Genomic DNA, 21,387 nt, shown 5'->3' with positions numbered 1-21,387 from the left:
AGAATTTGGTGACTGCATCTCTTTACGGGACATGCTTGTGATAATGCCTTATTCATCAGTTAACTGTTAATCATCGCCAGGAAGAAAAAGTCCCCTCATTCCACGTTCGCCATTCACCAATAATTCTGTATATTGTTGACTTTATTGGCGACTTCCCCAATGATTCTAAAAGACTATTATAGCTGACAAATCCTAAAACTAAGCCCCATTATTGATTCGGGTGAACAGCTTTGAAGCGCTATTCTATGTGGTCTTCTTAAGACTGCATTACACATACCTGTTTTACAACAGCCAAAGTCGGGAATAATAAAAGGAAAATAGGGTAAAGGAGAATGTTGTGATGCCACACGGAATTCATAAGCAGGAACTTGCTATCCCGATTGAAAATGTCTGGTCATTCGTCAGTGATATGAACAACTGGGCTCCCTTGGTTCCGGGCTATATAGACCATTCCATTTTAAATGAGAAACAATCGACGTGGAAATTCAAAGGGGAAATTGGAGTAATCCAGAAAACCATTAGTTTGAAAATTGATATCACGAAATGGCAGAAACCTAATCTGGTAACGTTTGATTTAACCGGCTTGAACGAAAATTTTAAAGGGGAAGGTTATTTCGAAGCCGAATCACTCGCAAACAGGCAATCTAACATCACAGGCTATCTGGACATCAAAGCAAGAGGAATGAAAGGTCCAATGATTAACCCTTTACTAAAATCATTCGTCCCAAAAACCACAACAGACTTAACGGCAGCCATTGCAGAAAAACTAAACCAATCAACTATACAGCAGGTAAATACAGATTAAAAAGAAGCGTCCAGAAGCATAACGGGTTCCGTTTCCTATCACTAAACTCAGATTTACACTTTAAAATGCATAACTAATTGTGCCGAATTTGTAGTGATATATGTAATTTAACATAAAAAATCTCAGTCCAGTGAACTGAGATTTTTCTTTTATTTATTTTCAATTGCCTCTTCAAATAATGGTCCGATTGTTTAAGTACATCCATCACAAACTCATTTAAATAATTGCAATAGCACTAAAGGTTTATAATTTTATTTTGTTCTTTCATTAAGAATTGACATATCGAGAAAAGTAGATATAATATAACTTATGGAACCTATCGATGTATTTAAAGTGTTATCTAACGAAACTCGACTCAACATTTTACAGTGGTTAAAAGAACCAGAGAAGCACTTCCCTAAACAAGGTGCTCACCTACCAAAGGAGGTTAGTTATAAAGGCGGAGTATGTGTTGGGGACATACATGAAAAAGCTAAGGCTTCTCAATCTACGGTATCTCACTACTTAAATTTGATGCAGAAAGCAGGTTTGCTCGAATCTGTTCGGTATGGTCAGTGGACTTATTATAGAAGAGATGAGGAAGCCATTCGTCAGTTTTCTGAATACTTTAGAACGGAAATCTAAGATATTCTGATTTCCGTTACTTTTTTCATAACTATATCGATATATCTAGATATATATATATAAAGGGTTGTTAGGAGGAGTTAAATCATGCGTTATATTGCATATATATTTGCATTATTAGCAGGAGTAGCCCTTAGTTTTGAAGGAGCTATTTATGGTGAACTAGGTAAGACAATAGGTCAGCTCGAAACCAGTTTTTATAATTTTTTTGTAGGTGCAATTATTCTTGGATTACTATGGTTATTTTTTGGTAAAGGCAAGATTTCACATGTGGTTGAAGCACCAAAGTGGACTCTCCTTGGAGGTGCTTTAGGAGTTGTATATTTAACAGCAATAGTTATTAGTGTTCCATTTGTCGGTGTTGGCATAACTATGGTTGCTGTAATTATTGGTCAACTAATAATGAGTATGGTTATTGAGCATTTTGGTTGGCTCGGAAGTAAGAAATCCAGAATCAATAAGGAAAAACTATTTGCTGTTATTTCAATGATAATGGCGCTTATTTTAGTTAACTAGGAGGGAAAACATGGGTATAATTATGATTTTATTCACTTTACTGGGTGGTATCGCATTAAGTACACAATCAGCTATAAATGGTACATTTAGTCGTAAGGCAGGAACAATTGAAACTACATTTTTAACCTTTATGACTGGCTCTATGTTTTTAGCTATAGTTATTCTCTTCTTTGGTCAAGGAGATATATTTGCCATCTTCAAAGTACCCGTTTGGCAATTAAGTGCGGTATTTTTAGGAGTACTATTTTTACTTTTTAACGTCTTTGCAGTTCCAAGAATTGGTGTTATTGCAACTAGTATTGCTGTTATCATTGGACAACTAGTTATTGGAGTGGTAATTGATCACTTTGGTTGGTTTAATAGTTTGGTTATCCCACTTGATGCCCAACGTTGGTTTGCTTTGCTTTTTATGATCATTGCTCTTTATTTTATCTATAAAGGAAATAAACGCTCTAATGAAGAAACATATGCAAACATAATTCACTAATTTAAAGTGCTCCAACTATTACTAACGTTGGAGCACTTTTTTAGTTGTATCCTTATCTAGCTAACGTCAGCAATAGGTAAGCATTTGAAGTTATCTCAAGCCTTTTGTCGGGTAGGTCATATCCCCTCCCCCCCTACGAACCGCAGTGTGCCTTTTGTACGTTTTTACCGTATAACTGCCGTGCTTTTCCGCTGATTTCCCTCTTCGAATCTTTACTGCTATCCTTTGAAATTGATTCAGGTAAAATTAGTATTAAATATAACATTCCATACCAAAACTAGTGACCAATTTAGATTTAGCATTCTTCTTATGTGATATAATAGATTTAAAATATAAACTATTTATGGGGTGCGGTTGTGACTATTCAAGAAGAGAGTAAAAAAATTAAAGAATCATTGGCAGAAGAACAACAAGATAAGTTGAAAATTGCTTTATTTGGACAACCTGGTGCAGGGAAATCGTCCATTATTAACAAACTTGTTGGAAAAAATGTAGCAGAAATTGGAGCTTCTACTGATGTAACAAAGGAAGCAAAAATACATGAATATAATGAGCTTTTGCTAGTGGATTTACCAGGATATGGTACATCGCAATTTCCTCCTAATGAATGGATGGAAAGTTTCAAACCAGAAGAATTTGACTTGTTTCTATGTGTTTTTTCAGGTAAGTTTCATGATTCTGATACTACCTTTTTTAAAGAATTGAAATCAAAAGGAAGAGTTTGTCTATTTGTGCGAAATAAATATGACGATATATGGGATCCCGCTAAATCTACAGAAGAATTACAAGAAGAAATTCTGGAAGATGTGCAAAAGCAGGTAGGTTCTCAAGAAAAGGTTTACTTTACAAGCTGCAGAAATTCTTTTGGATTCGACTTACTTCAAGAGGGAATTCGCAATGTGCTGGAACCTGCAAAGAAAGATAAATATATACGTGCAGCTAAAGCTTACACGATAAAACACCTTGAACAAAAAAGGCAAGAGTGTGAAGGGCTCGTTACCAGGTATGCGGGGTTAGCCGCTGCAAATGGAATTAACCCGGTTCCAGGTCTTGATGTAGGGGTAGATGTCTCGCTTATGTTAAAAATGTTTAAGGAAATTAGAGAGATTTACGGTATAGAACATAAAAAGTTTAAGAATCTTGGTCCAGCTTTACTGCCAGTTGCCAATAAAGTAATTGATTACGCTACAAAAGAAGGTGCGTTACTTTTGTTAAAGCATTATGCCACAAGAATTTCCGTTTCAAAGTTATCAAAATATGTTCCAATAGTAGGTCAGGCTATTGCAGCAACTGTTGGTTTTGCAATAACTAAATCTGCTGGTGATGCTTACCTGAAAGACTGTCATACTTTGGCAGAAGCAATCTTAAAGGAAGAACTCAATACTTACGATAGTGTTAGTCTTTAAAGGAGTGCTGTTAGATGTGGTGGGTCCCCGCAGTTGTTGTAAGTAGTTACATAGTTAAGAAAGTGGTAGACGCTAAGACTAGAAAGTCGTTCATACCTCCTAAAAGTACAGTAGAGAAAAACTTCGAGCGGTTGCATGAGAAACTATCTACTGACAGCTACAAAAAAATTACGATTATAGGCCAACCAGGAGCTGGTAAATCAACTTTAATTCACAAGGTCACCAATGGTAAGTGTATTCCTAAACCTACTATAGGGATAGGAACAGATGCTACAGATTGGAGTGATAATTTAGATGTCCCTTTGTATCATACTTATAAAGGTGTACGTTTTATCGATACTCCAGGATACAATACAGCAAAACACCCGGTAGCCAGTTTTGCCATCTTCTATCCGTTTGAAATGATGGACTATACTGTATTAGTGATAAATGGCAAAATCCATCAGGCAGATCAAGATATCTTTCAATCCTGTTATCATTCCATGTCCCAGGGTAAGCTGATTGTAATTCGTAGTTTTGTAGACAGCATGGAAGAAAGTGACCGGAAAACTATTAAAAAAGACTTTGAAGATAAATTTTCGTTAGCAGCATATAATATACCTTTGTTATTCATAAGCAACCGAACTAACGAAGGGATTGAACAGGTAAGGAAAGTACTGAAGTTGAACTGAAAACACCACTGATCAAAAGTTACTGGTCAGTGGTGTTTTCTAATGTCTGTATTAATCACGTTCAGGGGCTTTTAATAGATGATGCAGCTCGGCCGGTAAAGGTTTGCTAAAATGATAACCCTGGCCTTCATCACAAAATTCATCTTTAAGAAAAGATAATTGAACATCATCTTCTATCCCCTCAGCTATTACTCCCATTTTTAATTTATGGGCTAGTGAGATAATAGTTGATGTGATTGCCTTTCCATTTAGATCGCTACTAATATCGTTAATGAAACTTCTGTCAATTTTAACCCTATCAAATGAAAATTGTCTCAAGTAACTCAAGGAAGTATAACCAGTACCAAAGTCATCAATTGATATAGAAACGCCAATTGCTTTTAATCTATATAAACTGTCTTTGAGAGTTTCACTATTTTCCATAAGGATACTTTCCGTTACTTCCAGTTCTAACCACTTTGGATCAAGTCCTGTCTCTTGCAGTATGTCTCCCACTGTTTGAACAAAATTTTGGTGTTGCAGCTGAATAGTAGAAATGTTTACTGCTATTTTAAAAGGAGAATAACCTGAATCCTGCTAATATCGCAATGAGGGACATTATTCTGCCGCAAGCATTCCGTCGGATGATCCCGCCTTTGGGTAATGAATTGATTGCATTACTGAAAGACTCATCACTTGTCACTGTCATAGCAGCAAATGATTTGCTGTATGCAGGAAAAGTTGTTGCAGGTGCTTACTCACGGTTTTGGGAACCGTATATTACGGTTGCCATTTTATATCTGATTCTTACTTATTTATTTTCAAAAGTTATTAAGTACGCGGAAAATCGTTTCAGCAATAGTTATGTTCCATCGCCCAGAAAACGATTTCCCCCCGATGGCTCACGGTCGACAGGAAGGTGAATGAATGATTAAAATCCAAGGATTACACAAATCGTTTGGTGAACTGGAAGTATTAAAAGGGATTACCTATGAAATCAAAGAGAAGGAAGTCATTTGTGTCATCGGCCCAAGTGCCTCTGGTAAAAGTACATTACTCCGTTGCATTAACCTTCTGGAAGAAATTACAGCTGGGGAAGTTTTCATTGATGGTGTAAAAGTAAATGATGAAAAAACCGACATTAATGAAATTCGTACAGAAGTAGGCATGGTGTTTCAACAGTTTAATCTTTTTCCGCATAAACGCGTGCTGGCAAATATTACACACGCTCCAAGAAGGGTTCGAAAAATGACTGCTGCGGATGCCAACAAACTGGCCTATCATTTGCTGGATAAGGTCGGACTCAGTGATAAGGCCAATGCATTTCCTGAACAATTATCTGGTGGACAACAACAACGCGTCGCTATCGCCAGAGCACTTGCTATGCAACCGAAAATCATGCTATTTGATGAACCAACCTCAGCACTTGACCCGGAAATGGTAAAAGAAGTGCTCGATGTCATGAAACAACTCGTTGATGAGGGAATGACGATGGTCGTTGTCACACACGAGATGGGATTCGCCAGAGAAATGGGCGACCGCGTATTATTTATGGATGAAGGAGCTCTTGTTGAGGAAGGGCCACCAGAACAACTATTCAATAATCCCAGAAGTGAACGTACAAAAGCATTTTTAAGTCAGATACTATAGCTGGAAAATAAATACCATCCTAAAGTTGTGCCCTGGATGGTATTTATTTTGATTACTACTCAGTTTTTATTGTTTTATGGTAGGCTAATTGAACAGATACGTCCTTGCTATCCTCTGAGCTAGGAGGCGTCAGAGTAACAAAAATAAATACACTCTCTTCGGTTTTTTGCATTTTCAGTACAGTGGAGCCCATTGCTTTCTCTACAGAAATTTGTTCATACGCATTATCCTCCATGAAACCTTTGTACATTTCCAGTAGTTCTTCTGTGTTCGCTGTTTCAGTTAAAAATGAGACAGTAGACATCTCAATATCATTATCATTAATGTTTGTTGTATTGAGAATGAGATATTCTTCAGGTAGTGGAATTTCGTCAGGGAATTCCTCGGGTATATTTTGGGTTGTACCTATTGAGATCCCCTCCCCATCTTCATTTTTAGCATCTACTGTAACGCCTTCCTCTTCGTTCCCATCAATATCAACAGATATACTTTCTCCATTTTCTCCAACTGGAACGTTAATACCCTCATCCTCAGAGCAAGCAGTTAATAAAAGGATGGAAAAGAACAAACCAGTGAACAACAATACTTTATTTTTCATCATGTACTAGTCCTCCATTTTTGTATATATTTCTATTTATTGTATCGGATAGGACTAGCTGGCCGATATTATACCTAGGGATACACTTGAAAAAAGCTTCTGGAATTTGCGAATCGTAGTCTCTTCTGTTTACACATTTACGGGCCTGCTTGTATCTGGACTGGCCGTGCCGATCGTCCCTTCTCTCAACCGAGCGAAACTATCACCTATCCGATCCAACGACACTCCCAAGCGATCGCCTTTCCCATACAACCGAGCGAAACTCACGCCTATCCGATCCAACAAAACTCTCAACCGATCGCCCTCCCCATACAAACGATCCATCCCCACTGTTGACAGGCCCCAAATCCACCTAGAATCACAAAAAAAGCCGTCAGCTTCGGCAGCACATCAAAGTGCAACTAAAACTAACAGCCAGCAGTAACCTATTCAACTTTAACTTCTTATAATTCCAGCAATACACCTGTCTTATCATCTTTCTCCTTTAACCTTGGATAGATCTGACAGTCTGGATCTTCTGCTTCCCTCTTTTCAACTTCTTCTAGCAGACCATTCAAGCCCTGATTGAAGGCTATACGAGCCGATACATCCCATGCATTATCTTCTTCTCCATGTTTAGTGGGGAGAAGTAGTCCATCACTCAATAAAAGTATTTTCTTTACTCTTTTCAATGCTACTCTTCCAGATTCCAGGTGAAATAACGCTTCTTCACTGCCGTCGATAATCCCGTATCCTTTATTCGTGTTTAGTTTCCCACGGTTTTCCACCAAAATATGTTTTACTTTTTCTCTCAGTTCCTCTGCTCCCAGATTATAATTTCCATCTTGTTCTCTTAATCTAACCATTTCATTAATAGCCTCTTGGTCAAGATACTGAATAAGGTCATACGTTATAGTTCGAATATCGCTGTTTTCATATTGTAAAAAAAGCATGCAATCACCAGCATGAATATATTCAAAAAATAACTTTGCTTCATCTATTTGGATCGCAGACATTCCACTTGAACTTCTTTGCATTTTAGGTATCCCTTTGATTCCGGGAATACTCAACTTCTCAAAGTTCTTCCTATAGAATTCAATCATTTCTTCTTCCAGTCGTTTATTTGCAAAATCAACTCGATTGTAAAGACTACTATCTTTCATCGGCAGATACAGTTTTTCCTGAATAATTTGAGAAGCAATATGACCTGGAGCGCCATTCAATCCTGTCGCGCCGTCTATTGCTGCGTATATTAAATCCTCCTGGTTTATAACAAATGCATCTTCGTTAATATCTTTAAGTCCCTTTTTGTACACCTTCGATACTTTCAAACGAAACAACCTCCCCTAACCATCCTTGCTGATACGCAACAATAGATAGCACTATTATTATCGCTCCAACACCAAATACAACAAAGTTTTTTCTGGCGTTTTCATACGTACTGTTTGAGAACATAACATAACTAAATCCAGCATAGATTACTAGTAAAATACCAGCTAAGACAAGTAATAGTAATACAGCTGAAATAAAAGGCTGACTTTTGACAATTTGAATTGAACCTACAGTAAACGAAATAATAGCTGTGAAAAAACCAAGCATTTGTAAATTTTGCCTTTTCATTTCCTCTATCATTTGTTCTGTTTTGTAAATGTGATTTCCATATTCTTTTTCCTGCTCATTAATTTTAATATCCAAGGTAGAATTAGCTTTTTAATATTAGCATCCATCTCAGTATTATATTCCTTTTGTTCAATTTTATTTTTCATTAACTCTTCTTTAACTTGAACATAACTTAGCAATTGATAATATTTTGCGATCCTGAGCTGGTAATCACTGCCCTTTTTTTCTAGTTCTATTGCATGTTTCAATGCCAGCTTTGCCTCAGAAAATTGATTGCGATAACTTAAGAAACGTGCTTTTGTAGCATAAAACTTTGCATAACCCTGGTCTTCCCTTATAGCACACAGCAAATCCTCATATGCCTTCTTTTCCAGACTGTTCATAGGCGAAAAGTTAACTTCATCGCCATTTTCCAACAAAACAATTACAGACTCTGCGTAACTGTGTAAGATACCGCTATGGTCAGATAGAGTTGGGTTCTCCAATGCTTTTAATGAGTCAGCAATACTGTCACCCAGTTTTCCATTGGACTTATGCTTAAGAGCCCTATAGTGAAGGTATAACGGTTGACTCTTAAAATCACTTCCATACCTTTCAAACAATAAATTCAAATGTGAAATTTGTTCCAGCCTTCTGTTCAAAGTAGCCAAACAAATAAATGCAATATAATTATAAAATTTGTTATCTGATGTATTTAGAACTCTTTCAACATAATCTGTAAATAATGTTAGGTTTCCTTCTTCCTGTCTAATAACAAATTCAGTGACCATAAGCTCAAAGTCTCTATTTTGCTTATCTGGCAACTTTTTTATAAGTTGTTCAAAATCCGCTTCAATATTATACATATTTAAATACTCCCCGTATGTAATGGCATGCTTCAATTATATATAATCTATCGATTGACAACCACCTATTTGGAAAAAAATCTCAAATACACATGAACTTTCTACTTTATTTTCATAATCACATTTAGTGTTTCTCATCTCTATTTCTAAACATATTTGTATTCCCAAATAGAGTTATCTTCCATATATGGAAACAGGATGTACTTAAAAGAGGAACATGACAACAGAGAGCTTCAGTTGCAGAACTCGAACTGTTATCAAGGAGGTCGATGTATGGCATTAGCAATAGGTGATGGAGTTGAATGTGTTTATGTACCAAAGTTATCAATAACCTTGGAAATCTATCTTTACTAAAAGCAAAAAAAAAAAAAGCATTTCACCGACTGCTCCCCGAAAAATATATGTTCAGTGCCTTTAGTATCTTGCTCCGCTTCTGCTCTTAACGATCACTTCTCTATCTCCAACCCATTTTTCAATTGTTTTTGGTAAGGTATTTTGGTAGTCAATCCTGTTTGAGTAGTAGCTAACTTTATCACCATCTATTACTGCTGCATATATAAAATCTCCATCGTGTGAAAACATGATAATCGCTCCCATTATCCCCGCTAGCCCACGAACAAATCCTTGTTTTACAAGTTTTACATTCAAACCAAATTCATCTACACCCTTTTCATTTGAAATAAGCTGCATTGATTGTACAAATAAGTCGTAATCCTTACCAACTAAAGCACGAAACTTTTCATCCTGTTCCTTAGTTGATAATATACCTGATTTCAGTAAAGATAGTTCTGGTTGTTTCCCTGCACCAAATTCATAATCACCGTCAAACGTAATGCCTGCTCCACCATAACCTGAACAAAGATTTGTCTTTACAGAGATTACATTTTCATTTTTAGTAAAGGTTATCGAACATTCCCTTTCATCCTGAAAAACAGCCGTCTTATTTTGAATAGTTGCTTTCCCTTTTATTACACCACTATGTCCTCCAGATGAAACGTTCAGCTCAAAGAAAAATTGTCCATCAGTTGTGTCGCTAATGTTTAATGATCCTCCAGTATGTTGAGTATTTGTTGTCCACTTACCCTGCCACGATTCATCCCTGACCTCTTCCTCAATTTCGGCTCGGAGTATTTCGGTTAATCCATGCGTAATACCTTTACTATCTTCAAAACGGTATCTCACAGTAAAAGGTAGTTCATTTCCCTTAAATTCATCTGAAACACTGATTTTACCATTGTTGAAGATAATCTCATTATCATTTTCTGCAGTAATACTTACATCGTACAGATTCAGTTTTACTTTCTTAATTTCTGCATTTTCGATGTCCAGGTAATGATGATAAACACTAATTTCTTTTTCTTCCCCCTTTAAAAGTTTAAGAGGGTATGGTTCAATGGTTAACGTATTGTATTGCTTGCAGGTGTTGTATTGATCAAGAGGCATGTCGTCTCTTGCAAAATATTTGTTGTACAAATCTGTTATCCCAAGAGATACATTAAAATTTGCCTTGATGAATGTATTTGCATCAAGTCGGTTACAATTAATATTTGGAAATACTTCTGAAGTTAGGTCGATATATCCCGCTGAAAATTCAACCCCACCTTCTCCAGTTAACTCAACCCCTTTTATTCCAAATGCCTGCAGCGCAAATTCTTCTCCAACTCCAAGTTCAGCGGTTATTGTTCCAGAATTAGTCATTTCGCTATCCATCTTGGTATCAATAGATGCTATCTCAACTAAATCATCACTCTTTTTAACCAGTGAAAACTGTACTTCTTCAGCTGTAACGATATCATACGTTATTTCCCCTTTTGTATTAACGTCCAGTTTTAAATATGCCTCAAATTTCAGGTTAGGAAATGGACTTGACCCTGTTGGAAGCAGTATTGTTCCTAATGGGATTTTTTCTGATACATCCACAACACCCTTCAATGGTGCGTCGTATTTTAATGTTTGCTGTAATTCCATACTTGCATTTAAATTGAGTCGTTCAACTGACCCATTTTCATACTTAACGTCTAATGCAGCTACGGGGTTCTTGATTATAATTGTTCCATCGATAGTGGGTTGACCTGACCCATCAATTAAAGGAAGTTCCTTAATCGATAAAGTGATATCTTGATCACCAGCTGGATTCAGGGGAGAATTCAGTTTAGGTTCTAACTTTTGATCAAACGTAATATCGGTTCCATTTGGTGCATTAGTAGTCGTGCTGGCCATAAGGTTTGGATCAGATAGGGATGCGACATTCTTAATCATAATATGGTCGTTATCATCCGGAATAAATGTGTGTTCTGCTAAATTAAAAGATTCATAAACATCCATTTCCGGAATAATTTCCATAAATGCAGGAGGTTCTGTTGTAATTATTAGTTCCTCTCGTTCTTCTTTCACTTCTGTAACTTTATGCGCGAGACCTTCAGAATCTTCATGTGGCACAATAAGAATCTGTCCCTTTTTAATTTTATTACTTGATTCATCCTTTTTCAAAATAAGTTGGGTAGTTGATATTTCCTTTACGCTATCTTTTTGAATAGTAACTAAATCTTTATTTACTTTTACTTTATTTACCTTCTGGCGTTGAATAATAAAGTCCATTTTAATTGAGTTATGTTTGTCACTGCCTTCAACTAACGTCAATTCTTTTTCTATGTACAGTGTATATAGATCGCCTTCTTTATAACTTTGTTTTGGAGGATGTATGAGTAGAATTTCTCCATCTGCATCCAACCCCACCTGTTCTTTCTCTCCCGTTGAATTTAACACATAAACATTATCACTAGTAACTGAACTGGTATCAATTTTATCGGGATAATTAATCTTCCACACCTTATCGGAAGGGAGATCCATAGATGTAGCAAGTTCTTCATAAGAATTTCCAGTTAAATCAACATTCTTTGAAGCTAGCATTGGGTTAGTCGTTTCAGCTAAGGTTAATTTCCATACGAAAAAACCCACTAATAGTACAAGTATTATTCCCATTCCCCATAAATATTTCTTTTTCATATATTCCTCCAATGTTAATTTTTTATGAAAAGTACATAAACTCTATGTTATAGCTCTGAAATTTCTCTTTCTGACTAATTTTTATAAAATTAAATATATTACTTAGTATATATTATCTTATGTTCCAACGGGGATAAAATTAGGGATTAAAGACAAAGTCACCAAGTAAATTAATATTCAGTAGTTTCAACATATTTGTGTTTCCCTACAGAATAATCTAAAGTAAAAACAACAACAAAACTTAAGTCATCAGTATGTGTCCTAAAAGTCTCTACTAAGGAGGAGTTGTCACAATGATAGAACTTAAAAACATTCATCAGGCACAAGAACAAATCAAAGATATTATCAATGAAACACCAATCCTTACTTCCACTGAGTTATCTTCCATTTGTGGAAACAGGATGTTCTTAAAAGGAGAACATGTGCAGAAAACGGGGTCTTTTAAAATAAGAGGAGCTACCAATAAAGTAAAACAGGCCGTTAAGGAAGGAGCAACCTACGTGACGGCTGCTTCGTCTGGAAATCATGGGCAGGCAGTAGCTTATATTGCCAATGTACTCGGAGTGCCAGCGACAATTGTAGTTCCTGAAGATGCGTCTGTCAGTAAAATGAATGCCATCAAATCATACAAAGGTGAAATTGAAAAATGTGGAACGACATCTGCGGAAAGGTTGCCTAGAGCAGTAGATTTGGCAGAATCTAAGAATGGTGTATTTATTCCTCCATACGATGATCCGTATATCATTGCTGGGCAAGGTACAGTAGGGCTGGAGATTCTAAACCAGTTAGATGACGTGGATGCAATAGTTGTGCCGATTGGTGGAGGTGGTCTTATTTCTGGAATTTTAACCGCAATTAAGGAAACGAAGCCTCATGTCAAAGTAATTGGAGTCGAACCAGAAATTGCTCAGGATACATACCTGTCTTTAAGAAATGGAAAAATTACATCGATCGCTGGAACAAGAACAATTGCTGATGGGTTACGAACGAGCCAACCTGGTGACCTTACATTTCCAATTGTACAAAAATATTTGGATGACTTAGTGTTAGTAAGTGAAGCAGAGATTCGGCAAGCACTGTTTTTTGTTCTCGAACGAATGAAGCAGCTAATTGAACCTTCCAGCGCTGTGGCCGTAGCTGCTGCAATGTTCGATAAATTGGGAGTAAGAGACAAAAAGGTAGCATGTGTCATATCGGGCGGAAATCTGGATGTTCTTAAGTTAGGACAGCTGTTTCCTGAAGAAGTGATAGGTTAATGTTCATACACTATCCAGGACAAAGTTACTCCTATAAGTAATAGAAGAAGCGTCCACGAACCGAATTAGTTCATAGACGCTTCTTCTTATTTGTCCTCAAGCAAGCCTTTCCACGTTTCATTCAACCCAGCATCTCTTAACCTCTTCCGTGCCCGCTTCCCATGACTTTTTACGGCCTCAACCGTCATACCCTCTTGATCGGCAATTTCCTTCACAGACATGTTTAAAATAATGTAGTGATAAACCCACATCCATTGTGGCTCGGAAAGCAGCGACTTCACTTGCTGCCAGACATCTGAATTTTCACCGTCAACAGGTATCCCTGAGAAATCAGGAATTAGTGCATTATTTTTGCGGACGCGGTTACTGTTATAGGTTCTATTTCCAATTTCTTGAACACATATAGCCTCGTTGTTTTTTTCTCTTGTCCCCTTACGCAGCATATCGATTAAACGATTTTGGATTGTATAATTAAAGTAAGTCGACATCACACCTTTATCTGGCTCATATGTGGTATATGCATTCCACATTGCAAAAAGTGCTTCCTGATAAAATTCCTGATGCGGATCCTGAATACGCAACTTGTGGATATGGTAATGAATTCTCTTCTTATTCTGTTCAAAAATTTCATCAAACGTAACCTTCTGTTCCATATCGATCTTTCTCCTCCACCAAATGTTAGTAAACCAATCGGGCTTGTCTGGACAATCTCCCATACCTACAAAAAATTGCGCTAAATTCTGCACTCAATCTTTGGGCACGGTTTTACTGTCCTTCAAACTGCGATAAAAGTTCTTCTAACTCTATTATCGATAATAGTTGGAGTTTGGTGGCATCTATTTCGAAAAATTTTAGAAGAAATACCTAGTACTATTATTCAACATCGTGTACAAGGTATGACATGCATGAACCATTTTCTCAAAACACTAGAACTTTTTTATTTGAACGTTCTCAATATGCGCTTTTTTAACTGCTTCATCAACGCCTATATATTTCTGAAGATCAGAATATAATTGATCTACTTCTGCAATTTCCAACATGTTAATAGAAGTTTTAATGTCCTTTTTTATCGTTCTAATTAACGCATTTCTTTTAATCACTTTGACATTTTCAGAAGTAACATTTACTTTTTTAAGTGTACAACGCTTGCTAAATACAATGTAAGATTTAAAAAGTGTATCATTGTCCAATTCTATAGAGGACTTCAAAGCATTGATATGACCTTTATTCTGCCAAATTGGATTAAAAAATCGGTTTTTCTGTTTACTCGGAAAGGTTTGCATCCAATTCTTACTTTTCTCATCACCAAAAATCCAGCCACTATAGTTCTTCGATTCAAATACATATATTCCTGTTTGGGAAAGCATAATTAAATCAATCTCAGTTGTTGATCCATCTTTCTTTGGTATGTATAAATTTGTCATGAGATGATAATGACCCTTCAACTTTTCAAGGGATAAAAAAGTCAGGAATTCACCATAATTTCCTGTATTAAATATAGTTTTGAAAAAGCTATTTCCACTAATAGCTCCATAATTCGAGAAGTTGTACCTAGCATACTTAGGTAGTAAAATAATTGTAGCTCCTATTAAAAAAAATAAAACAAAACTAGTTATCAGAATTTCCAAGTCACCGTCGCCCCTTTTATCATAGTCCATATCAATTCAACATGACCTTTTCTTTTTTGTCACTTTTTAACCCTCACAGTTGATGAAAAGCGCGACGTAACTGCTGTATTGATTTCCTACCAACCTCTACTAAATTGATGCTGGTCCAGCGCTACGGAAAACACTCGCTTTCCAAGGGGAAGGCTTTAGCCTCCTGAGCTGAGCAAAAACTGCTCACTGCGGGGTCTTCAGACTGTTCCTTTCCCATTCAAGGAAAGCTTCTAGAAACACATCGCACGAAGAAAATGTGGTTTTCATTTTCGAGGAGTCTCGAATTTTTCCGCAGCTTAGATAGTTTTCTGTTCAAGGGTGCAGAAGTCCCATGAAAACTTAGGATTCCTACGGGAACAGCGCGAGTCCGAAGACCCCGGAAGAAGCGTTCTTTGCTTTTGAGGAGACTGAGGCCGTGCCCGTGGAAAGCGAAGTATTCTGCCGGAACGACGTCAAAGAAATTTTCACTATAGACTTTGCGTCAAAAACAACAATTTTTATAAAATAGCCCTTTTTAACATAAATGAATACACCATTCTACTACATTATTCAACAATAAACCCCAGAATACCTGCAAACAAAACACCCTTTTACATTTAATTCAATCTAATCCAAGGGTTAACAACAGCTTCAATAATTCCACAAAGCGCATTACTACAACACACTCCCCCATAAGTGCTACAATAAAATAAGAATAACAGTTATATCATTTTCGTTTGTATATCTTATTGCAAAACAGAAAATGCTAATACTAGCACTATGACTGTGGAGGAGTGGAAAATATGACAAATCAATTAGAAAAAATGAAAAACGAACAAGGATTTATCGCAGCACTGGATCAAAGTGGCGGTAGTACACCAAAAGCATTAGAATCCTATGGTGTTCCAGAAGATTCATATTCAGGTGAACAGGAAATGTATGACCTCGTTCATGAAATGAGAACACGTATTATTACCTCACCTGGTTTTGATTCTAAATATATTTTGGGCGCTATTCTCTTTGAACAGACGATGGACAGCAAGATTGAAGACCTTTTTACCGCAGATTATTTATGGGAAAAGAAAGGCATCGTTCCATTCTTAAAAATTGATAAAGGGCTCGCAGATGAAGCAGAGGGCGTTCAATTAATGAAACCCAATCCAGGCTTAGATAATTTGTTAAAGCGAGCGAACGAAAAAAATGTCTTTGGAACAAAAATGCGTTCTGTTGTTAAAGAAGCAAACCCTGAGGGGATTAAGAAAGTCGTTGAACAACAATTTGAAACAGGTAAACAAATTCTTGCTGCAGGTCTAGTTCCAATCATAGAGCCTGAAGTAGACATCAATAGTAAGGATAAAGAGAAGTCAGAGGAAATCTTAAAAGAAGAAATCTTAAACCAGCTGGGTACTTTAAATGAGGATCAAAACGTGATGTTAAAAGTCACTATCCCAACAGTAGATAACTTCTACAAAGAACTAATCGATCACCCAAATGTTGTACGAGTTGTTGCCCTTTCTGGTGGCTATCCACGCGAAGAAGCAATTGACAAGCTAGCAGCTAATAATGGCCTGATAGCCAGTTTCTCAAGAGCGTTATCAGAAGGTTTAAGTGCAAATCAAACGGACAAAGAGTTTAATACAATGATTGAAGACTCAATTAAGAAAATCTATACTGCATCATTAACCTAGTTTTTTTAAAATTAGATTGACCAAAAAAGTTTATAAAAGGATCAGGCACTGCATATACAAACATGCAGTGCCTGATCCTTTTATTTCGAATTCCCCTTAAAACTTACCTCGGCGTCATGAACAGTTGTGTCCAGAAGGTTCTATACGGTAGTCCGGCACCTTCCACATATCCAACACCGATATGCGTAAAACCATCCTTCATAATATTTTTCCGATGTCCTTCACTGTTCATCCAACCTTCCACAACCTGTTTAGGACTGCGTTGTCCTGCAGCAATATTTTCACCGGCCATTCGGTAAGTGAAGTCAAATTGGTCCATCATGTCAAAAGGCGAACCATACGTTGGTGATGTATGACTAAAGTAGTTATTAGCCGCCATATCCTGGGATTTATTTCGGGCAAGACTACTTAATCGATCATCTAGTTTAAGTGGTTCTAAGTTTTCTTTTGCCCGTTCTTGATTGACCAGTTTAACTACTTCTTTCTCATATTGGGAAGGTTCTCGTTCCTCCAATTCAGAAGTGGGATTTGCTTCTGACACATTCGGGTCAGACTTCTTCGTATCAGTCTCTCCACCTTCTGGAACTTCCTGCATACTAAATAATTGCACAAAGTTATCTTTAAATTCCTTAACAGTTATATCATGATCTGCGAGCCAATCCTGTATATTTATCGTCCATTTTTCAATAGTAGATGTTTCCGTCTGTACAGCCTTCCACGTTTCTTGAATTGTGGTCGGTGTTTTAATTGACACCATAAATAAGATAGCAACAAACACAAATAGCCATTTTAAGAACATCTGTGTTCACCCCTTCACTAGTCAGCTTTGTTTCACACTTAAACATATCATTCCCACTGACACCTGTCTATTTCATTAGTGTTGCCTATCCTCTGCGCTTAAATGCTTCTGGACTGTTAATTTCTCAACAGCTGACAGCTTTTAACATTTAAAATAATACTAATAAAAAAATTAGTCTGTAAAAGTCGCAGTTATCATATTATTAAATTGCACACGACCATCGGGATTGAAAAAAGACGGGAGATGTAATTAATGGAAAAAATCAAGAAACTATTCTTGAACAAGAAGGTGCAATTAGGTCTTATTATTTCCTTTGCCTTAATTATGGGTTATACCGTCGGAACAGTGACAGCTAAAGTCGAACTGGATGCAGGAAAGTTTTCATACGAGCAGCTACAACAAAAAATCGGCGACGAACAAGATAAGTTAAAAGAAATAAAAGGTGAAGTTGAAAAAGTCAGCGATAATCTATCAGACGAGGAATCTAAATTTGTTGAAAGGAAAAGTCAAATTGATGCTGAACTGGCTGAAAAGCAGGGGGAGATTGATAAAGTATTAGCTTTAGTTGATGACAAGGAGTCTATTGCAGACGAATTAACAGCAACAAAAAGTAAACTCGATAGTCAGCAATCAAAATTAGACAAGTTAAACAGTACCATAAAAGGAAAACAGGCAGAGTTGGATAAACTTGAAAAAGGTATTGCTAAAAAAGAGGGAGAACCAATTAATTTAATATCTGGAGAATTCATTGTTGGGAGAGACTTACCACCCGGTCGTTATCAGGCTACAAATGTTGGAGAAGGATCTAATTTCGTTGTGTATAGTTCTGATGGTTCCCTAAAAGTGAATACCATATTGGGTGAAAGTTTTGGTTACGGTGATTACGTGTTTTGGGCAGAAGATGGAGATTTAATAGAATCCGCGGCAAAAGTTAAATTAATACCAGTGCAGGAATGATTTACCTCATTTTATCCAACCAAAATGTATAAAATAGCCACTGATTAAAGCTAATTGTCAGTGGTTTTTTTAGTCTTATATTGTTATCCCACTATCCCCTTCAACCTCAATTATCTGGCTATTAAAGCCAAAGCTTACTGTTCTTTTCCACCTTCCCTAAAATCCACTCTACTGCTAAACTAATAGTAACGAAGAAAAAACAGGTGATTACATGATAAACGTTGTTAAAATATCGGTACGGCATTTGGTGGAATATGTATTTCGAAGTGGAAGTATTGAGTCCGGTGGTTTCCGTTCAGCAAATCCTCTTACAGATGGTACGAAGGCTCACCAGAAGATACAGAAAACGTATAAAAAAGATGATCAGAAGGAAGTCTATCTAAAAACAGAGATTCCCTATGAAACTATAAGAATTCATGTGGACGGACGCTGTGATGGATTGCTTTTTCAGGAGGACGGGTCGGTAATCGTCGATGAAATCAAGTCTACTTCACACGCGCTCGGTACTATTACAGAAGAGACTTACCCAGTACATTGGGCACAGGCTGTCTTCTATGCGTATATTTATGCGAAAGATCACGAGTTTGCGGAAATGACTATTCAGCTTACATATGTGCAAGTCAAAACGGAAGAGCAGAAACAGTTTCAACGTAATATGACCCTTATCGAGCTTGAAGACTTTATTATGGATGTGATTAGCCAGTACGCTGCATATGCCAAAGCTAAGACGCAGCATATAGCTGACAGAAATACCAGCAGCAAAGAGCTGACATTTCCTTATGGAGTCTATCGGGATGGACAGCGCAAGCTTGCGGGATCAGTCTACAAGACGGTCCTCGATAAAAAGGTTCTGTTTGCCAAAGCTTCCACTGGGATTGGTAAAACAATTTCCACTATTTTCCCTGCAGTTAAATCGATTGGGGAAGGTAACCTCCAGCGCATTTTTTACCTGACCGCAAAAACCATTACCAGAACAGCTGCCGAGGAAGCATTCCAGCTGTTGATTGAAAATGGGTTGGAGATTAAGGTTGTCACAATTACAGCTAAAGACAAGATCTGTTTTCAGGAGGAAACTATTTGTACTGCTGAGCATTGTCCGTTTGCTGAAGGTTATTATGACCGGATTAACGGTGCAATTCTGGATATTTTTGAAAATGAATCATTAATGAGCCGTACAGTGATTGAAGCCTATGCCCGCAAACATCGCGTTTGTCCATTTGAATTTTCACTTGACCTTGCTTACACAGCAGACGCTGTTGTTTGTGATTATAACTATATATTCGACCCTAGAGTATCCTTGAAACGCTTAATAGAAGATCAGAAAAAACAAGCCGTTTTGCTCGTAGATGAGGCGCATAACCTGGTTGATCGTGCGCGGGAAATGTACTCGGCGGTGTTGTTCAAATCAGCGTTTTTACAAGTACAAAAAGAATACAAAGATATAAATAGCGCTGTCGTTAAAGCTGCGAAGGCCGTCAATGTTTCTCTGGCAGAAAAGCGAACGCAGGAGAACATAGTAGAAAAACAACTGGATGAAGATCTGGCAGTTCTGGTGGAGAAGTTCACTGAAGTTGCAGAAGAAGAATTGGTTCAGAATGAGGAATCCAATCAAACCTTATTGGAAACTTATTTTGCTGCCAGTACCTTCGCAAAAATCTGCCGGCTCTATGATAAACGCTTCGTCTCTTATGTAGAAGTCGACAAGAACGAGGTAAAGATGAAGCTGCTTTGCCTGGATCCATCGCACCTTCTCAAGCATTTGGGAAAAGGTTTCCGTTCTAAAGTTTTCTTTTCGGCCACACTAACACCAGCCAATTACTATAAAAATCTATTAGGGGGAACTGAGGATGACTATGTGTTATCCATCCCCTCTCCGTTTGTCCATGAAAATGCAGAAATTCTGGTTCAGCCTTTGTCCACGCGCTATCGTGACCGTGAACAGACATTGTTGCCAATGGTCCAGTTTATGCTCGATGTCCTGAAAAAACATGAAGGGAATTTCATCATTTTTTTCCCGTCCTATGCTTATATGAATAAGGCTTTCGAAGCATTCAAAACAGAAGCACCAGCCATAAACACAATCGTCCAGGAATCAGGGATGTCGGAGGAATTACGGGAGGATTTCCTGACTGCCTTCAAAGCAAGCGCTAATGAAAGATTAGTAGGATTCGCGGTTCTTGGTGGCGTATTTTCAGAAGGAGTCGATTTAAAAGGTGATCGGCTTTGTGGAGTCATGGTCGTCGGGGTCGGGTTTCCGCAGATCGGATTCGAACGGGATATTATCAAAGATTATTTCAATAATGAAGGACATAATGGTTTTGATTACGCCTACGTCTATCCTGGAATGAATAAAGTGCTGCAAGCTGGAGGCAGACTGATAAGGTCTGAGAACGATCATGGGGCCATAGTACTAATAGATGACCGTTTTTTACAGGCAAAATATCAGAAATTGTTCCCAGAAGAGTGGCGTCATTATACGGTGGTGAATAATCAATAGGGGGTATTGCGTCGAAGAAAAAAATTATTGCATATAATCGTGTTGATAAGGTTGTACTGGAACAATTAAAGCAGGGATCCTATCCTAGCTGCTGGGCTTGATGTTTATGAACAGGAACCGGTTAAAGCAGATAATCCGCTTCTGAAGTTAAAAAATATTGTCACCACTCCACATATTGGCTCGTCGACGCACGAAACTGAACTGAAAATGTCGGAACTTGCTGCAAGCTAATCTTGATGCAGGATTAAATGGAGAACACCGCCTAATTTAATTGATTCTACTGTATGGAAAGGCAAGTAAACACACTAATTCGATAAGGTCTAAAACTATCAAGGTAATTAATCCGAAGCTTAGAGAAAAGAAATCC

The 21,387-nt window shown here is 37.3% G+C and carries 20 protein-coding genes and 2 pseudogenes; 13 read left to right on the top strand and 9 right to left on the bottom strand.

Features of this window, described 5'->3' with window-relative positions; all coding sequences use genetic code 11:
• Nucleotides 1–340: 340 nt before the first annotated feature.
• From ACOI1D_RS06760 to ACOI1D_RS06735, 6 genes are all read left to right on the top strand, one after another.
• Entirely contained in the window at nucleotides 341–805 is a 465-nt protein-coding gene (locus ACOI1D_RS06760; RefSeq protein ID WP_422500284.1) for a CoxG family protein, read from the top strand.
• 309 nt (nucleotides 806–1,114) lie between these two features.
• Nucleotides 1,115–1,429 (top strand): ArsR/SmtB family transcription factor, encoded by a 315-nt coding sequence (locus ACOI1D_RS06755; protein ID WP_422500283.1) that lies wholly within the window; start codon nucleotides 1,115–1,117, stop codon nucleotides 1,427–1,429.
• Between the two features lie 87 nt (nucleotides 1,430–1,516).
• Nucleotides 1,517–1,945, top strand: a complete 429-nt coding sequence (locus tag ACOI1D_RS06750; protein ID WP_422500282.1) for a DMT family transporter — start codon at nucleotides 1,517–1,519, stop codon at nucleotides 1,943–1,945.
• Nucleotides 1,946–1,955: 10 nt separating this feature from the next.
• Nucleotides 1,956–2,432, top strand: coding sequence for a DMT family transporter (locus ACOI1D_RS06745; protein WP_422500281.1), 477 nt, complete (start codon nucleotides 1,956–1,958; stop codon nucleotides 2,430–2,432).
• A gap of 356 nt (nucleotides 2,433–2,788) precedes the next feature.
• Nucleotides 2,789–3,838, top strand: coding sequence for a GTPase (locus ACOI1D_RS06740; RefSeq protein ID WP_422500280.1), 1,050 nt, complete (start codon nucleotides 2,789–2,791; stop codon nucleotides 3,836–3,838).
• A gap of 14 nt (nucleotides 3,839–3,852) precedes the next feature.
• Nucleotides 3,853–4,509: a GTPase gene (locus tag ACOI1D_RS06735; RefSeq protein WP_422500279.1), complete on the top strand. Its 657-nt coding sequence runs from the start codon at nucleotides 3,853–3,855 to the stop codon at nucleotides 4,507–4,509.
• Between the two features lie 51 nt (nucleotides 4,510–4,560).
• Here the strand turns inward: ACOI1D_RS06735 and ACOI1D_RS06730 are convergent, their stop codons facing one another.
• Entirely contained in the window at nucleotides 4,561–5,058 is a 498-nt protein-coding gene (locus ACOI1D_RS06730; RefSeq protein ID WP_422500302.1) for an EAL domain-containing protein, read from the bottom strand.
• Between the two features lie 29 nt (nucleotides 5,059–5,087).
• Here ACOI1D_RS06730 and ACOI1D_RS06725 point away from each other — a divergent pair.
• Both ACOI1D_RS06725 and ACOI1D_RS06720 read left to right on the top strand, forming a co-directional pair.
• Nucleotides 5,088–5,411: pseudogene (locus ACOI1D_RS06725) on the top strand (hypothetical protein); the annotation flags it as partial.
• Between the two features lie 4 nt (nucleotides 5,412–5,415).
• Complete coding sequence (locus ACOI1D_RS06720) at nucleotides 5,416–6,138, top strand: amino acid ABC transporter ATP-binding protein (RefSeq protein ID WP_422500278.1); 723 nt, start codon at nucleotides 5,416–5,418, stop codon at nucleotides 6,136–6,138.
• A gap of 55 nt (nucleotides 6,139–6,193) precedes the next feature.
• On the opposite strand, the gene ACOI1D_RS06715 is transcribed toward ACOI1D_RS06720, so the two are convergent.
• The 5 genes from ACOI1D_RS06715 to ACOI1D_RS06695 all read right to left on the bottom strand — a co-directional run bounded on the left by ACOI1D_RS06715 (nucleotide 6,194) and on the right by ACOI1D_RS06695 (nucleotide 12,186).
• Nucleotides 6,194–6,739 (bottom strand): hypothetical protein, encoded by a 546-nt coding sequence (locus ACOI1D_RS06715; protein ID WP_422500276.1) that lies wholly within the window; start codon nucleotides 6,737–6,739, stop codon nucleotides 6,194–6,196.
• Nucleotides 6,740–7,179: 440 nt separating this feature from the next.
• Complete coding sequence (locus ACOI1D_RS06710) at nucleotides 7,180–8,046, bottom strand: hypothetical protein (RefSeq protein WP_422500275.1); 867 nt, start codon at nucleotides 8,044–8,046, stop codon at nucleotides 7,180–7,182.
• Nucleotides 8,012–8,410 carry a hypothetical protein gene (locus tag ACOI1D_RS06705; RefSeq protein WP_422500273.1) on the bottom strand — a complete coding sequence of 133 codons (399 nt, stop codon included), beginning with the start codon at nucleotides 8,408–8,410 and terminating at the stop codon, nucleotides 8,012–8,014. The genes ACOI1D_RS06710 and ACOI1D_RS06705 overlap by 35 nt, the downstream gene beginning before the upstream one ends.
• A complete protein-coding gene (locus tag ACOI1D_RS06700; protein ID WP_422500272.1) occupies nucleotides 8,344–9,180 on the bottom strand; it encodes a hypothetical protein in 837 nt (278 codons plus the stop codon). Before ACOI1D_RS06700 ends, ACOI1D_RS06705 begins: the two co-directional genes overlap by 67 nt.
• Before the next feature lie 414 nt (nucleotides 9,181–9,594).
• Nucleotides 9,595–12,186, bottom strand: coding sequence for a hypothetical protein (locus ACOI1D_RS06695; protein WP_422500271.1), 2,592 nt, complete (start codon nucleotides 12,184–12,186; stop codon nucleotides 9,595–9,597).
• 293 nt (nucleotides 12,187–12,479) lie between these two features.
• Here ACOI1D_RS06695 and ACOI1D_RS06690 point away from each other — a divergent pair, with 293 nt between their 5' ends.
• Nucleotides 12,480–13,442, top strand: a complete 963-nt coding sequence (locus ACOI1D_RS06690) for a threonine/serine dehydratase (RefSeq protein WP_422500270.1) — start codon at nucleotides 12,480–12,482, stop codon at nucleotides 13,440–13,442.
• Between the two features lie 86 nt (nucleotides 13,443–13,528).
• Here ACOI1D_RS06690 and ACOI1D_RS06685 read toward each other — a convergent pair whose 3' ends face one another.
• A complete protein-coding gene (locus ACOI1D_RS06685; RefSeq protein ID WP_422500268.1) occupies nucleotides 13,529–14,095 on the bottom strand; it encodes a sigma-70 family RNA polymerase sigma factor in 567 nt (188 codons plus the stop codon).
• Nucleotides 14,096–14,368: 273 nt separating this feature from the next.
• Nucleotides 14,369–15,070, bottom strand: coding sequence for a nuclease-related domain-containing protein (locus tag ACOI1D_RS06680; RefSeq protein WP_422500267.1), 702 nt, complete (start codon nucleotides 15,068–15,070; stop codon nucleotides 14,369–14,371).
• Between the two features lie 812 nt (nucleotides 15,071–15,882).
• Between ACOI1D_RS06680 and ACOI1D_RS06675 the strand changes: the two genes are divergently transcribed.
• Nucleotides 15,883–16,767 (top strand): fructose bisphosphate aldolase, encoded by an 885-nt coding sequence (locus ACOI1D_RS06675; RefSeq protein WP_422500266.1) that lies wholly within the window; start codon nucleotides 15,883–15,885, stop codon nucleotides 16,765–16,767.
• Nucleotides 16,768–16,870: 103 nt separating this feature from the next.
• Here the strand turns inward: ACOI1D_RS06675 and ACOI1D_RS06670 are convergent, their stop codons facing one another.
• Nucleotides 16,871–17,566, bottom strand: a complete 696-nt coding sequence (locus tag ACOI1D_RS06670) for a CAP domain-containing protein (RefSeq protein WP_422500265.1) — start codon at nucleotides 17,564–17,566, stop codon at nucleotides 16,871–16,873.
• A gap of 252 nt (nucleotides 17,567–17,818) precedes the next feature.
• Here ACOI1D_RS06670 and ACOI1D_RS06665 point away from each other — a divergent pair, with 252 nt between their 5' ends.
• From ACOI1D_RS06665 to ACOI1D_RS06655, 3 genes and pseudogenes are all read left to right on the top strand, one after another.
• Complete coding sequence (locus ACOI1D_RS06665) at nucleotides 17,819–18,523, top strand: hypothetical protein (protein ID WP_422500264.1); 705 nt, start codon at nucleotides 17,819–17,821, stop codon at nucleotides 18,521–18,523.
• A gap of 211 nt (nucleotides 18,524–18,734) precedes the next feature.
• Entirely contained in the window at nucleotides 18,735–21,020 is a 2,286-nt protein-coding gene (locus tag ACOI1D_RS06660) for an ATP-dependent DNA helicase (protein ID WP_422500262.1), read from the top strand.
• Nucleotides 21,021–21,101: 81 nt separating this feature from the next.
• A pseudogene (locus tag ACOI1D_RS06655) lies at nucleotides 21,102–21,320 on the top strand (NAD(P)-dependent oxidoreductase); the annotation flags it as partial.
• Nucleotides 21,321–21,387: the final 67 nt, after the last annotated feature.

It is taken from the genome of Virgibacillus sp. DJP39 (genome assembly GCF_049310925.1).
GTDB lineage: Bacteria > Bacillota > Bacilli > Bacillales > Amphibacillaceae > Virgibacillus_F.
This window is presented reverse-complemented; position numbering and strand designations above follow the sequence as displayed.

What these genes read in the sequence shown, in the direction of transcription:
- ACOI1D_RS06670 (WP_422500265.1), bottom strand. Translation starts at nt 17,566, where the DNA reads ATGTTCTTAAAATGGCTATTTGTGTTTGTTGCTATCTTATTTATGGTG.
- ACOI1D_RS06760 (WP_422500284.1), top strand. Translation starts at nt 341, where the DNA reads ATGCCACACGGAATTCATAAGCAGGAACTTGCTATCCCGATTGAAAAT.
- ACOI1D_RS06750 (WP_422500282.1), top strand. Translation starts at nt 1,517, where the DNA reads ATGCGTTATATTGCATATATATTTGCATTATTAGCAGGAGTAGCCCTT.
- ACOI1D_RS06720 (WP_422500278.1), top strand. Translation starts at nt 5,416, where the DNA reads ATGATTAAAATCCAAGGATTACACAAATCGTTTGGTGAACTGGAAGTA.
- ACOI1D_RS06700 (WP_422500272.1), bottom strand. Translation starts at nt 9,180, where the DNA reads ATGTATAATATTGAAGCGGATTTTGAACAACTTATAAAAAAGTTGCCA.
- ACOI1D_RS06715 (WP_422500276.1), bottom strand. Translation starts at nt 6,739, where the DNA reads ATGATGAAAAATAAAGTATTGTTGTTCACTGGTTTGTTCTTTTCCATC.
- ACOI1D_RS06745 (WP_422500281.1), top strand. Translation starts at nt 1,956, where the DNA reads ATGGGTATAATTATGATTTTATTCACTTTACTGGGTGGTATCGCATTA.
- ACOI1D_RS06675 (WP_422500266.1), top strand. Translation starts at nt 15,883, where the DNA reads ATGACAAATCAATTAGAAAAAATGAAAAACGAACAAGGATTTATCGCA.
- ACOI1D_RS06685 (WP_422500268.1), bottom strand. Translation starts at nt 14,095, where the DNA reads ATGGAACAGAAGGTTACGTTTGATGAAATTTTTGAACAGAATAAGAAG.
- ACOI1D_RS06755 (WP_422500283.1), top strand. Translation starts at nt 1,115, where the DNA reads ATGGAACCTATCGATGTATTTAAAGTGTTATCTAACGAAACTCGACTC.
- ACOI1D_RS06690 (WP_422500270.1), top strand. Translation starts at nt 12,480, where the DNA reads ATGATAGAACTTAAAAACATTCATCAGGCACAAGAACAAATCAAAGAT.
- ACOI1D_RS06665 (WP_422500264.1), top strand. Translation starts at nt 17,819, where the DNA reads ATGGAAAAAATCAAGAAACTATTCTTGAACAAGAAGGTGCAATTAGGT.
- ACOI1D_RS06660 (WP_422500262.1), top strand. Translation starts at nt 18,735, where the DNA reads ATGATAAACGTTGTTAAAATATCGGTACGGCATTTGGTGGAATATGTA.
- ACOI1D_RS06695 (WP_422500271.1), bottom strand. Translation starts at nt 12,186, where the DNA reads ATGAAAAAGAAATATTTATGGGGAATGGGAATAATACTTGTACTATTA.
- ACOI1D_RS06735 (WP_422500279.1), top strand. Translation starts at nt 3,853, where the DNA reads ATGTGGTGGGTCCCCGCAGTTGTTGTAAGTAGTTACATAGTTAAGAAA.